The sequence below is a fragment of the Okeania sp. SIO2F4 genome (assembly GCF_010672385.1).
In the GTDB taxonomy this organism is placed as follows: Bacteria; Cyanobacteriota; Cyanobacteriia; order Cyanobacteriales; family Microcoleaceae; genus Trichodesmium.
Window position 1 is genome coordinate 1 of record NZ_JAAHGT010000128.1, and the last position, 15524, is coordinate 15524.

General features: G+C 35.1%; 10 protein-coding genes. 4 read left to right on the top strand and 6 right to left on the bottom strand.

All coding sequences use genetic code 11. From position 1 onward, the window contains the following. Positions 1-708: 708 nt before the first annotated feature. Both F6K22_RS10775 and F6K22_RS10780 read right to left on the bottom strand, forming a co-directional pair. Complete coding sequence (locus tag F6K22_RS10775) at positions 709-2154, bottom strand: cyclic nucleotide-binding domain-containing protein (protein WP_293096941.1); 1446 nt, start codon at positions 2152-2154, stop codon at positions 709-711. A gap of 1478 nt (positions 2155-3632) precedes the next feature. Continuing rightward, positions 3633-5048 carry an S-layer homology domain-containing protein gene (locus F6K22_RS10780; protein ID WP_293096944.1) on the bottom strand — a complete coding sequence of 472 codons (1416 nt, stop codon included), beginning with the start codon at positions 5046-5048 and terminating at the stop codon, positions 3633-3635. A 700-nt stretch (positions 5049-5748) separates the two neighbouring features. Between F6K22_RS10780 and F6K22_RS10785 the strand changes: the two genes are divergently transcribed. Then, a complete protein-coding gene (locus F6K22_RS10785) occupies positions 5749-6465 on the top strand; it encodes a glycerophosphodiester phosphodiesterase (RefSeq protein ID WP_293096946.1) in 717 nt (238 codons plus the stop codon). A 608-nt stretch (positions 6466-7073) separates the two neighbouring features. On the opposite strand, the gene F6K22_RS10790 is transcribed toward F6K22_RS10785, so the two are convergent. Continuing rightward, complete coding sequence (locus F6K22_RS10790) at positions 7074-7826, bottom strand: PEP-CTERM sorting domain-containing protein (protein WP_293096949.1); 753 nt, start codon at positions 7824-7826, stop codon at positions 7074-7076. 1124 nt (positions 7827-8950) lie between these two features. On the opposite strand from F6K22_RS10790, the gene F6K22_RS10795 reads away from it, so the two are divergent. Together F6K22_RS10795 and F6K22_RS10800 are read left to right on the top strand one after the other, a co-directional pair. Continuing rightward, on the top strand, positions 8951-9823 hold the full coding sequence (locus F6K22_RS10795; protein WP_293096952.1) for an EamA family transporter: 873 nt from the start codon (positions 8951-8953) through the stop codon (positions 9821-9823). Between the two features lie 246 nt (positions 9824-10069). After that, complete coding sequence (locus tag F6K22_RS10800; protein ID WP_293096954.1) at positions 10070-10927, top strand: M20/M25/M40 family metallo-hydrolase; 858 nt, start codon at positions 10070-10072, stop codon at positions 10925-10927. 665 nt (positions 10928-11592) lie between these two features. Here F6K22_RS10800 and F6K22_RS10805 read toward each other — a convergent pair. The 3 genes from F6K22_RS10805 to F6K22_RS10815 all read right to left on the bottom strand — a co-directional run bounded on the left by F6K22_RS10805 (position 11593) and on the right by F6K22_RS10815 (position 14326). Then, positions 11593-11781, bottom strand: a complete 189-nt coding sequence (locus F6K22_RS10805) for a hypothetical protein (RefSeq protein ID WP_293096957.1) — start codon at positions 11779-11781, stop codon at positions 11593-11595. 710 nt (positions 11782-12491) lie between these two features. Further along, a complete protein-coding gene (locus F6K22_RS10810; protein ID WP_293096960.1) occupies positions 12492-12860 on the bottom strand; it encodes a translation initiation factor in 369 nt (122 codons plus the stop codon). Between the two features lie 263 nt (positions 12861-13123). Then, positions 13124-14326: a U32 family peptidase gene (locus F6K22_RS10815; protein ID WP_293096962.1), complete on the bottom strand. Its 1203-nt coding sequence runs from the start codon at positions 14324-14326 to the stop codon at positions 13124-13126. Between the two features lie 325 nt (positions 14327-14651). Here F6K22_RS10815 and F6K22_RS10820 point away from each other — a divergent pair. After that, positions 14652-15524, top strand: an 873-nt coding sequence (locus F6K22_RS10820; protein WP_483244123.1) for a phthiocerol/phthiodiolone dimycocerosyl transferase family protein, incomplete at its 3' end; no start/stop codon positions are given.

Sequence of the window (15524 nt, forward strand, 5' to 3'; positions counted from 1 at the left end):
ACTGTTCCCTGTTCCCTTACGAATCTTCTACACAAAAAAAAGTTCAATAGTTAGTCAAAGCACTAGAAAATATGCAAATAGCTTTAAGTACAAATTTTGGGAGAATCGACCTATCTTTTATTCATTAATTATATAGCTAAGAAAGAATTGCTTAGGATATAGACTGACGATAAATCTAGAAAGTGGAAATGTTTTTCTAACTGTTCCCTGTTCCCTTACGAATCTTCTACACAAAAAAAAGTTCAATAGTTAGTCAAAGCACTAGAAAATATGCAAATAGCTTTAAGTACAAATTTTGGGAGAATCGACCTATCTTTTATTCATTAGACTTCTTGCAGAAGTCAGGGAATAGGGAATAGGGAATAGGGAATTAAATTGTTTATTTCATATCTTCAATTGATTTCATTTGTTATTTTTTGAGATGTCTATTAATTATTATAGCAATATGATTTAAGTTGTGAGATATTGAATAATTTTAGGGTACAGGGAACGCTTAACTGGGAACAGGGAACAAGAAAAAAATATATATTATTAATATAATAACTGCTATATTCTCTAATTTTAAGGAACACCTCAATTCTCACATCTGATTCCTATAAATAATCAAGAATTGGTTAGGACATAGACTGACGATTAATCTTAAACTAGGAAATATTTTTATAACTTTTCCCTATTCCATATTCCCTATTCCCTATTCCCTATTCTCTGCTATAAATCAAACATATTTTTGAGACGATTTCTTACCCAAACTACAGGATTTTTATCATCTTCTTCTGCATCAACTAATCCCAATGTTCTAAGTTCATTTTGACGTTCAGATAATTCTTCTTGATGTTTACCAAACTCTTGCACAATTACCTCTGCTAATTCTGGATTTTCATGCAATATTTTTTCAAAGCCTTTTTTATGAATAGCAAATAAAATAGTATCTTCAATTGCTCTAACAGAAGCTGTACGAGGAATACCTAGCATTAAAGCTAATTCTCCGAAAAATTTTCCAGCTTTTAGAGTAGTGAGATGTTTATTAATTTTTTCAGCAAAGACCTCTACTGAACCGGAAAGAATAATATAAAAAGTATCACCAGGGTCTCCTTCATGGAATAAAAAATCTAATTGCTTGAGACGTTTTCTATACCCTACTTCTATGAGTTTTCTTAACTCCACATCAGTAAAATTTTCAAAATAAGTAACTTGCATTAATAAATCCCTAGCTGATATAGGTTTATTATGTATAGACTGATGATTTTTTAACCCGTGAAGAACAGTATTTTGAGATGATTCTAAATTTTGGGACTCCTGTGGATGATGAAGATATATATTAAAATGATCCCAAGGAATTAAAATACCTTGTTGATGCAAATTATGCTGGATTATAAACCGTAAAGAACTCATATAAATCGGTTCATTATAGATTTCATTTACCCATACCCATAATTGAAATTTAAAAGCATTATCTTGAAACCCTAAAAACAAAACTTTTGGAGGAGGTTCCCGTAATACTGCTGGTTCCATATAAGCTGACATTAGCACAACTTCCGTAACTAATACTGGGTCACTATCATCAGAAACAAAAATATCAACTTCAATCCGACCTTGAAAATTATCGTAGCTTAAGTTATGTATTTTCCCTTCTATTAACATTCCATTAGGAATAATTACATGACTATCTCTTAATGTTCTAACTCTAGTTGAACGTAAACCAATTTCTTCCACAAAACCTAAATCATTCTCTAATTCAATAAAATCTCCTATTTTAATAGGTCTTTCTATTAGTACATTTAAACCACTAATAAAGTTTTTGGTAATGTTCTGAAATCCTAAACCAATACCTACACCTAAACCCCCAGCTAAAACTGCTAATGAGGAAACATTAAAGCCTTGTGTTTGGAGAATAACTATTATACCTAGGGTGCTGAGTCCATAGCTAAATATTGTAGATATTGCCTCTCGGTTAGCTTTATCTATACCTAGTTTTACTAAGAATACTTTTTTGAGTAAATTTTTGAATAGTCTACCTAAGAGCAAGACTACGATTAAATATATACCTAATTCAAAAAGCAAACTTAAAGATATATAAGTATCCCCTATGAAAAGTAGAGGAGTTGTAAACATTTGATTTAGATTTACTAATAATTTTTGTATTGCTTCAAGCATAGAGTTTTAAATTTTTATCTATAGCAACTATACCGTTTCACGGAAGTAAAAAGTCAAAAGTCATGCATTAAGACTTTATAGACTCTAAACTTTTATGCCACAGTAATTTCAGGAAATTATTTCACATTTAAAGTTTTCAACTATTTGTGACATCTTTAAAGTGAATTGGTATAAATTATAATTATTTTATGTTATGGGGAGTGATATCAAATCCGGTTGAATACTTATTATATGGTTGGGGGAGATAGGGAGGTGGGGAGGTGCTTCTATTCAAGGCTTGAAGTAATTTATAGAATTATCAACATATATTATATAACCGGATTCTATATGATATGTCATAACTACAGCAGTTTTGGAGTTAATGAGGTACAAAGTTTTACGAGTTTAGGTATGGAGGGAATAGAAATTAGTGTTAAACTGTACCTCACTATCCTCAAAAGTTCTATAATCATGTTTTTATTGAACTTTACTTACTGCTTATAGTAGTACAACTGACAGGTTCATTAATTGATCATTAATACAGCGTTTTCCCTTGTTATGAGGTACAAAACTTTAGATTTTAGGGAACACTTAACACTTAACTGGGAACAGGGAATAGAAAAGAAGAAAAACAACTGTACCTCATAACTTCGGAAACTGCTTTCATTAATTGATAATTGATAATGGATAATTGATAATTACCTCTGGTTAAAACCGTTACGGAATTGAAGATTGGGAAATATCATTTCTTCTCTTGGTCGATTGGAGGCAAGCGAGGTTTCCTCGCCATCCCTCGACCGCTTTTTTCCCCTATCCAAGGGGAGGCTTTAAACCACAATTATTTAATTAACAATTAATAATTAATAATTCGGTAATAGATCATTACCTCAAGGAAAACCTTCATTAATGGATAATGGATAATGGATAATTACAAGAAGGTTGAAACCGTTACGGAATTGAATACAAGGAAATACTGTTTCTTCTCTCTTGGTCGATTGGATATGGCTAGGTTAGTAGTGCATCCCATCCTTCGGAATGCTCCGCTTTCCGACCGCTCTCAAGGGGAGATTGGATATGGCTAGGTTTCCTCAGCATCCCTCGACCGCTTTTTTCCCCTTGAAAGGGTCTGCAGAGTAAGCTGAATTATTTAATTAATAATTATTAATTATTAATAATTCGGTAAGGGAATTGAATATAAGGAAATATTGTTTCTTTTTTTCCTTAAGCGTCAATCCTCTCCCTTTGAGGGAAAGTTCATTAATTGATAATTGATAATGGATAATTGATAATTACCTCTGGTTAAAAGCGAGAGGATTCAATCTTGGGAAATTCAAGAGCACTTTTTTTTCCCTATCCAAGGGGAGGCTTTCAACCAAAATTAATTAATTATTAATTGCTGAACTACTCCCTAATAAGAAGATTAAAAACCCAGTTTCTAGAAGAAACCGGGTTTTAATCAATTAATTATTTCGGGAAAAAGTTCCGATCAAAAAAGATACCTAATTCTCTTTTTTCGGACTCACAATATACTCAGATGAAACCTGTTCTACCTGCCCTAATTTCGCCAACGCTTGATAAAAAATTGCTGCAACTTCAGCACGAGTAGCAGGTTGATTTGGATTCAAATTTTTCACATCTGGATGGCTCACTACTAATCCAGCAGCAGTTGCGGCAGCTACTTTTTCTTTAGCCCAATCAGGTATTTTTTCTGTGTCTTTGTAAATACTTAAAACCTCATCGGGATTAGATGGAATTTTCAGATTTAAGCCACTAGCTAAAGAAATTAACACCTGTAATCGTGATACTTCTTGTTCTGGGCGAAAAACATTCCCTGGATACCCACTTAAAAAACCAGATTTAGTAGCTGTTTGAATTTCTGTTTTAGCTGGTGAATCTGCTTTTACATCTTTATAATTAACAGATTTTTGGGTTGATTTTTCCTCAAATACTTTAGGAATTTGAGTAGCAAATTCAGCTCGGGTTACAGGTTTATCTGGCTCGAATTTATCATTATCAACCTGAGTAATAATATCCCGTTCTGCCAAAGGTTGAATAAAATTACTTGCCCAAAAACTATTAGGAACATCAGAAAATTTAATCGTGCCAGTAGGAGATGTATCAGGAGATGTTACTGCTGTTGGAGGCAGAGAAGTTTCCGTTACTTTGGGTGACTCAGGAGTTTCCACCTTTGGAGGCAGAGAAGTTTCCGTTACTTTGGGTGACTCAGGAGTTTCCACCTTTAGAGGGGGAGCAGTTTCCTTGACCTGGGGCGACTCAGAAGTTTCCACCTTTGGAGGGGTAGGAGTTTCCTTGACCTGGGGCGACTCTGTTGTTGAAGTAGGAATAGGAGGTGCCACAGGTAGAGTCTCAGTTGCTATGGGAGAATCTACAACTTCCCGTGATGTAGCAGGTGGAGATTCAGATAATATCTTACCAATGCCCAATGCTGCCAAATTCTTGGCAACTTGTGGGGTAGGATTAGTTGTTTTTAGAGGTTTGGCTAATTTGGGTGTTGTCTCAGTCTTTGTTTTGACTTCATCTAAACCCTGAATATTTGGCTCTAACTCCTCAACAGTATTAGTAATAGGAGCCAAAGTAGCTAGACTTGTTCCTAATTCTTCAGAAGTTAGAGATGCTCGATCAATATTTGATCCTGACTCACCAGTAGGAGTCTTAAGTTGAGGTATGCCTAAGCTAAAGATTGACTCTTCAGCAGCAATATCGGGACTATCAACAGTTTCAGGTAGAGATGTAGAAACCATGGGTTTAGAAAGTAGATTAAACCCATTATTTTCTCTAGTCGTTGCCCAGAAAAATATGCTGCCAAAAGTCGCTAAGGCTACAAATATTGCAATCCACTCATCAAAATTCACTGGCCTTGGCCGTGACGGTGGTTTTGTCGGTGTATTTGTCATGGCTATTCTATTTATATAGCGACAGCTCTAGATTAGACTAATATTGGAGATAAGAAAAAGATGTATTGGGGCGGGTTTATTTGATTGAATGTTGGTATTGTTAATTTGAAGGAAAACCGGCCTCTACTTAATTTCGATATTATCAAGCCCGAAAAACGAACTTGCCCATACTAAATCACGACTTACGCATGGGTACTACATATAGCGTAAAAAACTATAACGTTATAGTTTTTAAACTCTACATATATGGTCTATGCTTCAATAATTAATAATTACCTCTTCTTATAACGGATAGGATTGCCTAAAAGGAATTTTTTTCTTCTCAAGGGGAGATTGGATATGGCGAACTTCGAAGCGGCTCTGTCAAGAGCGGGAAACCTCGCCATCCCATCCTACGGACTGCTCCGCTTTCCGACCGCTCTCAAGGGGAGATTGGATATGCCGAGGTATCCTCGGCATCCCTCGACCGCTTTTTCTCCATAAATGGAGAGGCTTTATACCTGAATTTTTCGGTAAGTCCTATAAATGTTGATATTATTAAGTACGAGAATTCGCTGCTAATATTGCAACATTTTATAGCAGTTGCCATTACTGGCGCGGACATTTTCAAATATAGTGACAGTAAGAATGTAGGGGCGAATGGCCATTTGCCCCTACTGTACGTCGCCAATCCGACGACTCCCCTATCTGACTTCTGCTAATGACTACTAAACCATTAATTATTGCTCACCGAGGTGCATCTGCCTTGGTGAAATTTGAAAATACTATTGCATCTTTTGCCAAAGCTATTGAGTTAGGTGTTTCAATGGTAGAGTTTGATGTCAGAAAAACTCTGGATAATTTATTTGTTGTGTTTCACAATGAATCAATTGATGGGATAAAACTTAGGGATTTGACTTATCAACAACTTTTAGATATTTCTCGGCAAAAAGGTTTTGAAGTGCCATTGGTAGAAGATGTGCTGAAGTTGTGTCGAGGGAAAATTAAACTTGATATTGAATTGAAAGAAGCGAGATATGAATTGGAGATAGTTAATTTAGTCAAAGAATATTTAGATTATCAAGATTATGTGATTAAATCTTTTCTTGATGCTGCGATTATTGCTGTGAAAAAAGCAGATAATAAAATTACAACGGGGTTATTATTAGGACTTGGGAATTCTAAGGATTTAATCCCTGCTCGATTATCAGCAATTTTTCCAGAATTTCGTTTATTTACAACTCAAGCTGATTTTGTTTCTCCTAATTATCAGTTAATGAAATTCGGTTTTGCGTGGCGGATGAAACTGATTAATAAGAATATCTATGTTTGGACTGTTAATGATGAGAAATTAATGGTTGAAATTGTGAATAAAGGAGCCTTTGCATTAATTACAGATAGACCAGATTTAGCTTTGAAATTATTTTATAGCAATTAGTATTTAGCTATTAATATGATTTCCGAATAATGGGCGATAAAAAGTTTTTGTTTGTAGTTGGGCTTTAGCCCATGATATCAAATCCGGTTAAACAGCTATAGATTGGTTAAGTCAGGAGTCGTAGGGGCAATTCGCGAATCGCGCGTACAGGAGTCAGGAGGAGAGATAATCACAAAGATTTGGCAGTTATGAGGATTGGAGATTTTTTGGCGTTGCATATTTCCGGGATGAATTAGTGAGGGTGTGGGGAGTGTGGGGAGTGTGGAGAGTGTGAGGAGCATTGTATAGGGTCTGCATTGGAATTATAGTTTTAGAGGAAGAGGAAGTAAAAGATGGGATTTACTTTTTCTGCAAAGATTCATCCCAAGGTTTCAGCAACGCCGATTTTTTTATGTCCAATTCCCCCGGATTTGATATGATATATCTATCTTAGGGCTAAAGCCCTACTACGAGCTTTAATTATAACTACTGAATATTTTAAAAATAACAAAAAGAGCCTCTTAGTTATGAGAGGCTCTTGTGAAGATAGCTTAATTTTAAATCAAGTCCTGATAATCTTTGAAGTAGTGGGCAATTATCAGGAGTTTGTTTTGAAAAGTTAGTTTTATTTAAGCCTTATTGGCTAATTTCTTCTTAGATAAAATGCCTGCACCAGCAAATAAACCTAAGCCAAGGATAGAAGAAGGTTCAGGTACTCTCTCAGGTTTAACATCACCACCGAAGAACTCTTCATATTCGTATGTCACTGTAACACTTGCTCCAGCTTTGGTACCAATTACAGAGGCAATGTTCGCTGCACCCTTCACAGTTGAAAAAGTCGTAGCAGAGAATAAAAAGTTTGCCTTATCTCCAGCACCAGTGAAATAATCTAATACTGTTTGGTCAGTAAAGCTTTCTTCACCCATTACTTCAGCTGTTAGCCCTTCAAATGATGAGCCAGAAGTACCTGTATAATCTTCAACGCCATCAAAAGCGCTTGCATCAAATGAGTCTGAGGCTGTTGTTAATTGATCAAACAAAGTACCGAGCTCACTAAGCTCATTATTCTTTAAGTCCAAAAAACCCAAAAGATCAAAAGTAAGAGTTTTCGCTGCTGCATCCAGGCTTTCTACTTGAGCATCTCCAACTATCTCTCCACCAAAGCCGATATTGACACTTTTAAGTGTACCAAGACTACCATCGAACTTTTCAAGTGATAAAACGGCATCCTTAATATCTGTTGTTTCTAGTCCAAAAGTGTCTGTATATACTTGAGTTTTAATCAGGGCACTAGCAACACCAGCATTAGCCATTACGCCAGTGAATGCAACTGTAGCAGTTAAACCAGCAAAGAATTTAGAGTTAACAATGTTGTCGATCATGGTATTGGTTTGTTTTAGTGTAATTAGTTACTTTAATTTTTGAAAAAGGCCATATTTCACTAACATTTACTATTATGTTGTAGATGAACTGCCTGCGTTCTTGTATCTATTTTTATAAATTTTTAAACTTTTATACTGTGACAAAAATCATAAAAATCAATGAGATTAATTACTGCTTTTTAAGTAAATTCATTATTTTACTATAGAAAAATATTCTAAAATCTTTGCTATAAAAGGCTTTTAGAGAAATAAGATTTTACTTTAAGACTGTATGGGAATTACAAGAAAATACTATAATTCGTGTAAGCACTTTAGTTATATGTAATTTATTTTACTTAATATTCTAGTGATATTCTGTAGGCCAGAAAATATCGTTCCAGTTTAAGTGCTGAATGTATAATAGTAATATTTGCTACTTTGTACTGAAAAGGAGGCGATCGCATCAAAAATCAGACATCTGTTGAAAATGTAGGTTGGGTAGAACGATAGTGAAACCCAACACAGACAAAAAACAACAGACAAGAGTGGGTTTTTTCAATAATTAATAATTAACAATTAATAATTAATAATTACCTCTTCTTAAATACAGATACGATTCGTGAAAAAGAATTTTTTTATTTTCTTGGTCGATTAGATCTGGCTAAGTTTCCTCAGCATCCCACCCTACGGGAAACTATCCTACGGAATGCTCCGAAACGTTTTTCATGTCGCCCAGCGTTAACGCGCGTTGTGCGCTAGCTAAACGACCGCTTTTTTATCCTATGGGGAGAGGCTTTAAACCTTAATTTTTCGGTAATTAATTTTGCCTAGGTACTTAACACTTAACAGTTTCAATGGTGTTGGGTTTCGTACCTCAACCCAACCTACTGAACCGACACACCTTAAATGGTGCGTTAGATGGTCCGTGTGGTCCGTGTGGTCCGTGTGGTCGGTGTGGGGAGAAAAAGACACCTAGAAACAAAAATAAGAGTGCACAGTTTTAGCTGTGTCAGTCTACTACAATATTAATTTTGTGCATTAATATCATTGGATGCGGGTTCATTTAATTTAATTTTGAGTAAGATGAATTTAATGTAGAACCCACACCTACTATTAAAATTATTTAATTAAGCAGGAAATAATCAATGCCTTGGCTTTTTTTCGCTACTTCAGTAGCTTTTATTCAATCTATGAAAGATGTTTATAATAAGACACAACTAAAAAATTTTGATGAGTATATTATTGGATGTAGTCTGACATTTTTTACCTCTTTATTTTTGAGTCCCTTATTATTTTTAATTGACATTCCTCAGTTGGGAAATAATTTTTGGTTAGCTCTATCAGTTGGTAGTTCTTTGAACGCGATCGCCTACATCCTTTATCTCAGAGCTATTAAAATTTCTGACTTATCAATTATTGCTCCTGTCACAACTTTTAGTCCTTTATTTTTGTTAGTAACTTCCCCATTAATTGTGGGAGAATTTCCTCAACCACTTGGTATAATTGGCGTATTGTTAATCGTATTAGGTTCCTATTTATTAAATCTCAAAGAAAAACAGCGAGGATATTTAGCTCCATTTCGAGCTATCCTCACAGAGCGAGGTTCGAGACTAGCTCTGTTAGTAGCTTTTATTTGGAGTATTAGCGCTAATTTTGATAAAGTAGGTGTGCAAAATTCTTCACCTATTTTTTGGGGAATTTCCGTCTTTTTCACCATATCAATTTTTCTATTACCAATTGTTTTATATAAATCCCATCATAATCTATATAAATTAAAGACTGGTGGCTGGAAATTAGCTGTCTATGGTATGATTAATTCTGTAGCAATGGGATGTCAAATGATAGCCATAAATTTAACTTTTGTTGCGTATGTAATTTCAGTCAAAAGAACAAGTGCATTATTTAGCGTTCTTTTGGGAACAATGATTCTCAAAGAAAAAGGTATCAAAGAACGATTATTAGGTGCAGCAATTATGGTATCAGGAGTATTTTTAATTACTATTTCCCAACAACTCTAATAATCAGGACTTACGCAGAAACCCGGTTTATTAGCCTAATTTAATAGTTGATATTGCAAATTTTAGTTCATAAACCCGGTTTCTTAGTTGGGGTGCGTATGTTCTAATATTAAATCAGTTTGAATAGTCGTTATTGCGACGAAAGGAAGCAATCACCGCACACCCCTGAGATTGCTTCCTTCCACTCCGTTCCAGTCGCTGCGGACTTGGGTATAGTAATTATCAGGATTTTATATAATAAAAAAAATGACATTAAAATTACAAGCAAGATTACAAAATCATCTAAAAGAAATAGTGCGCGATCGCGACCCATATCTAGCATCAGCAGGACATTTTTATGTCAGACAATATATTCATCAGCAATTGTCACAATGGGGAAATGTAGAAATTGATGAATTTCAGGTTAGAGGCAAAACTCATCAAAATTTCATCTTGAATTTACGCAGTTTAAATAACAATAAAAAACGAGAATTATCACCAATATTAATTGGTGCTCATTATGACACAGTACCAGGTACACCAGGAGCAGATGATAATGCTACTGGAGTAGCAGTTTTACTAGAATTAGCTAGAGAATTTTATTCTCAACCCTTGAAATATCCAGTTAGTTTAGTTGCCTTTGATATGGAAGAATATGGATTATTAGGAAGTCAACATTATGCAGAAAAACTCAAACAAAAACAACAACAACTTAGACTAATGATATCTCTAGAAATGCTTGGTTATTGTGACTCTACTCCTAATTCCCAAAATTATCCTCCTGGATTAAAATATTTTTATCCAAACCAGGGAAATTTTATTGCCTTAATTGGTAACTTATTTACAGTTATTGATATGTTCCAAATGAGTAGAAATATCAATAAAATAGGAACTAATTGCCAGTGGTTGCCAGTACCAAATCGAGGCTTAATTGTTCCCGATACTCGTCGCAGTGACCATGCACCATTTTGGGATAGAGGATATAAGGCTATAATGGTTACGGATACTGCAAATATGCGAAATCCTAATTATCATCAAAAAAGTGATACTATTGACACTTTAGATTTAGATTTTCTCACAGGAGTTTGTCAAGGATTAATGACAGCTATGAGAAGTATGTTGTAAATCATAAAGTAGGAAGAATTTAAAAATTATAAATTATAGTTATGCACAGAAAATATCAGTTGCAAAAGATATTATGAGGATTAATTAAAGTAACGATGTGGAAGGAAGCAATCCCAAGGTATTAGAGATTGCTTCCCTTTAGTGTTTAAACTGATTTTATATCATTTGCCATCAAAAAAGTTTTTGTTTGTAGGAACGCTTTAGCACTCCTAGATATATTTTGGGCGTAGTTAGCGCAACAACGAATCTAATTATAAGTGTTTTACCGAATAATTAAGGTAAAAAGCCTCTCCTAATTAGGAGAAACAAGCGGTCGTTTGCAGACCATGGAGTAGGATGGGATGGCGAGGTCTCCCGCTCTTTCAGAGCGGCTGCTTCTTGCCTCCTTTCCTGCGGAATGCTGCGCAAACGGAGGAGCTGCGCTTTTCAAGTCGCTCCGCGAAACGCAATTCAAGTCGCTCCGCGTTAACGCGCGTTGTGCGGAACGCTAAACGTCATATCCAATCTCCCCTTGATCAGAAAAAATTTTCACGCTCCGCGTCAATCCAATCCGTTTTAGGGAGAGGTAATTATCCATTATCAATTAATGAACGATAGCGTAGCTCCCCCGGAGGAGGCAGCACATGATATTAATTGTAGTTAATCAACTGCACTTCAGAGCAAATTTAATACCTTGGTTCCAAGAATTGTCTGTTGAAAGATTTGTTAGAGGTATCTTCAGGTAACCAACGACATTCTAATTTTCCTGCTTCTATTTGAGGTACTTTAATCGCAAACCCATTACCATCGCTTACCATAGAAAATCCAAAACCAACAGAGGTTCCTAGTAAAACTAGAGCAACTGTTCTAAACATTTATATATTCTCCAATAATATAAGTTTAATTACCCCCTATTTAAACTTACAAAGCCAAAATCCAAATTCCGCTTAGTTCCATAAATATTATTGGTAACTCGATCTTGAATAATTAATCCTTTGCTGATAGATATCTACAGTGGAACTGTAGATATTTCTTAATTTTCTTAATTACAGGGGTGTTGAAGTTAATCATCTCTAAAATACCTTAACTCCCTCAATGGAACTGATAGAACAGGTCATTTCAGTTATCAGTTATCAGTTATCAGTACCTCCTACTGAATTTTCTTTTTTATCCCCTTTACCGAATTATTAATTATTAATTGTTAATTAAATAATTGTGGTTTAAAGCCTCCCCTTGGATAGGAGAAAAAAGCGGTCGAGAGATGGCGAGGTTTCCTCGCCATATCTAATCGACCAAGAGAAGAAATGATATTTCCCAATCTTCAATTCCCGAGCGGTTTTAACCAGAGGTAATTATCAATTATCCATTATCAATTATCAATTAATGAAAGCGCTTTTGAGATTGATAACCACATTGTCACAACCAAAACCTTGTAGTGACCTTCCATGGAACGTCCCTACTGTGGTCTACTGAAATGAAAACCGCTGTAAAGGGAAGGCTTGAGACCTGATTTTCTGGTCACAAAAATTTGTAGAGGCAATTCATAAATTGCCCCTACTCCTTCAATGATTATTTCTTGATTAAATTAACCTCCACTAATTTTAGCTTTGTAACCCAATTTAGTTAAAACCTCCAGTAACTTTTGTTTATGTTCCCCCTGAATTTCAATTTCATTATCCTTAAGAGTTCCACCTGCGCCACATTGATTTTTAAGTTGTTTGAGTAAAGCTGTTAAAGTTTCTGAGTTTGACTGAAACCCACTAATAATAGTAACTGTTTTTCCTTTACGACCTTTGCGGGATGCTTGTACTCTTAAATTTTGTTGATTTGGCGGTAAGTTTGGTAATGCTCTTTCTGTTGCTGGAGAAGTAGCATTATTACCAAATTCTGAATAAACTATGCGATCGCCTTTGGCATTTTTATTATCAGAGGAATTACGTTTGGAGTTAGGCATAATTTCAAAGCTATATAATCGAATTTTTAGTTAGTTAGGACTTACGCAGTACAAAATGTTTTCGTCATTGCGACCGATAGGGAAGCAATCTCAAATCCTAGTTTTTGGTACTTCATGCGTAAGTCCTGTTAGTATAACATTAACGGCTGTTATGGTACATGGGGATGAATAATGCCGCTTAATGGGAGCATCTTGCTCCCACTGTTCCCTTGACCAGAATAATTATATTAGGACTTACAGAGAAACCGGGTTACGATCATAATTTAAGTTCTGACTTCTGACTTCTGACTTCTGACTTCAGCTATACCTAACAATAATGAACCTGGCATCGCTTTTTTAATCCAGTCTGTAATTAGGATTTGTTCGCGATCGCATGACTCAACCACTTCACCATTTAAGTTCCGAAATACTATTTCTGCTGGAATTTCTATTTCTTCCCCAGTAGGTACAATAATTTTCTCTATTTGAGCAACGGCAAAAGGTCGCAAACTTTGAAAAACAACATAATTTCCACTTTCTCCAGCTAAAACCTCAGCTAAACCAATTTCTTGTCGATATTGAACTAACTTGTGCTTAGACTTCATCCGCGAAAATATAGAAGTAGTGCGGTTGGCATTGAAAAAAGGCGATCGCGTTGGTCTCGCCCAGTTTTTCCGCAAAGAAACGGGGTCAGTTAAAATCTGAGAACAAATTTTGTCAACATCTACTGCTACATCACCATCTATTCCCAAATGTCGCAAGTCTAGACAAACTGTATGCAAACCTGCTTCTTGTAAACCCTCAAGTTTATCGAGAATAAATTGATCTTTATCCAAAAACATAAATGTACCGTGCGCTGTTTCCAAAGTAGGGAAAGGTCGGTTATTGCTATCCTCCGATGACACAGTAGTTTGCAGGGGAAATTTTTCTTCTGAGTCAGAATCTAACAAATGTGGAGACAATAGGGAACGTGGGGAATAAAACAACAAAATTTGCCCCACTCCCAAAACTTCACAAGCAACTGGGAGAGTTTGACAATATTCAATCAATTTTTGTTCTGGCAGTTCGATAGATAATATCAAACGTTCCAAAGAGTCAGAAAAAATCTCACACCAACCCCGCAACCCTTCTAAATTATGATTACCTGTTTCTACAATTAACTGTAGCGCTATAGTTGGGTAATTCATTTTCAACCACCAAGCAGCTCCAGGGTCGGCAACCCGCACTGCTGCAAACTTGCTTATATCCCACTGAGTCAGTTGTTGACAAATTTGGTTCATAACTTCTTGTGGCATCAAAATATCCCACACCAATACCGGACGCAAACCAGATTTTGTTGCGGTTGATGCTAGTGACTGTGTTTCTTGTGGTGAGAGTTGCCCCTGTTTTGCAAGGAGAGTTGGTTGTAGTAAAACCTCTTGCAAGTTAGGAGCGTTGACGCACCTTTTTAAATCATTGATGGATGAGACAAAAGTGTTAAATTGCATGGAAAAAAATTTCTCTTATATTATTATTGATTATAATAAAATCAAACACTATAGTAACTCAATTTTAACCAACAACCATGAACGTAATTATTCCCGATAAAACCTTAACCACCTGTGGCATGACAAAAACAAAATTTAAACTAGAAATTGCGATTATGCTATTTTAAACTGATAAACTGACTTTAGGGCAAGCAAGAGCTTTGGCAGAAATCAACAAATCTAGATTTCAACAACTGCTCAAAGAAGCCAATATTCATCTATTATGAGCATGGCTACAATTGATTATTGAGCAAATTTTTAACATTTATTTAGCTAGGATGAAAATATGACTGATGATAGAAAGCTTATTGCTATGGAAGAAGGTATGGAACTTTTTAATCGCTATGCCAATTCATTAAATGTGGTAATAATTAGTCAAATCAAAGGATTTCTAGATCGAGAAGTTTTGAGAAAATCCCTAGATTTAGTGCAAATTCGTCATCCTCGATTAAATTCTCATATTGTAGAGGTGCTAGATAATTTAATGTTTAAAACTGAAGGTACAAAGCAAATACCTTTAAAAGTTGTTTTGAATCCATCTCCAGAATATTGGCATACTCTTGTTATTGATGAATTAAGTACAAAAATTGACAGTGAAAAAGTTTTGGTTAGAGCCACTCTAATTAAAGCAAGTGAAAAAAGCACAAACAATTATTTAATCACTACAATTCATCATGCAATTGCAGATGCAATGTGTGGTATTTACTTACATTCAGAGATTATTAGTTTTTGTCATCAAATCGCATCAAATCATCAAATTACTCAAGTTAATCAGTTGGAAAGTTATCAATCTCTGGAAAAAATAATTGCTAATTACATTGTAGAAAATGAAGAATTACCAAAGTTAAACAGACAAATTGATACACTTCCTTTTGAAAAATATGTACCTCATGAACAACGTCGCTGTGGATTAATTCACAAACAGCTAAATACCGATTTTACTGAACAGATAATTGAGCGCTCTAAACAAGAAAAATCAACAGTTCATGGAGCAATATGTTCGGCAATGATGTTAGTATTAGCTAAACAATTGAAAAAAGAAAACAAAGATTTTTATTTTAGTTGTCGTTCTTCTGTGGATATGAGAAGACGGGTACATCCAACTGTTGGTGATGAAAATATTGCCATGTTGGTTTCTGCTTTAACTTCTTTTCATACT

Excerpts from the sequence above, each read along its gene's own strand:
- F6K22_RS10805 (WP_293096957.1), bottom strand. The coding sequence starts at position 11,781 with ATGTTTAGAACAGTTGCTCTAGTTTTACTAGGAACCTCTGTTGGTTTT.
- F6K22_RS10800 (WP_293096954.1), top strand. The coding sequence starts at position 10,070 with ATGACATTAAAATTACAAGCAAGATTACAAAATCATCTAAAAGAAATA.
- F6K22_RS10775 (WP_293096941.1), bottom strand. The coding sequence starts at position 2,154 with ATGCTTGAAGCAATACAAAAATTATTAGTAAATCTAAATCAAATGTTT.
- F6K22_RS10795 (WP_293096952.1), top strand. The coding sequence starts at position 8,951 with ATGCCTTGGCTTTTTTTCGCTACTTCAGTAGCTTTTATTCAATCTATG.
- F6K22_RS10785 (WP_293096946.1), top strand. The coding sequence starts at position 5,749 with ATGACTACTAAACCATTAATTATTGCTCACCGAGGTGCATCTGCCTTG.
- F6K22_RS10780 (WP_293096944.1), bottom strand. The coding sequence starts at position 5,048 with ATGACAAATACACCGACAAAACCACCGTCACGGCCAAGGCCAGTGAAT.
- F6K22_RS10810 (WP_293096960.1), bottom strand. The coding sequence starts at position 12,860 with ATGCCTAACTCCAAACGTAATTCCTCTGATAATAAAAATGCCAAAGGC.
- F6K22_RS10790 (WP_293096949.1), bottom strand. The coding sequence starts at position 7,826 with ATGATCGACAACATTGTTAACTCTAAATTCTTTGCTGGTTTAACTGCT.
- F6K22_RS10815 (WP_293096962.1), bottom strand. The coding sequence starts at position 14,326 with ATGCAATTTAACACTTTTGTCTCATCCATCAATGATTTAAAAAGGTGC.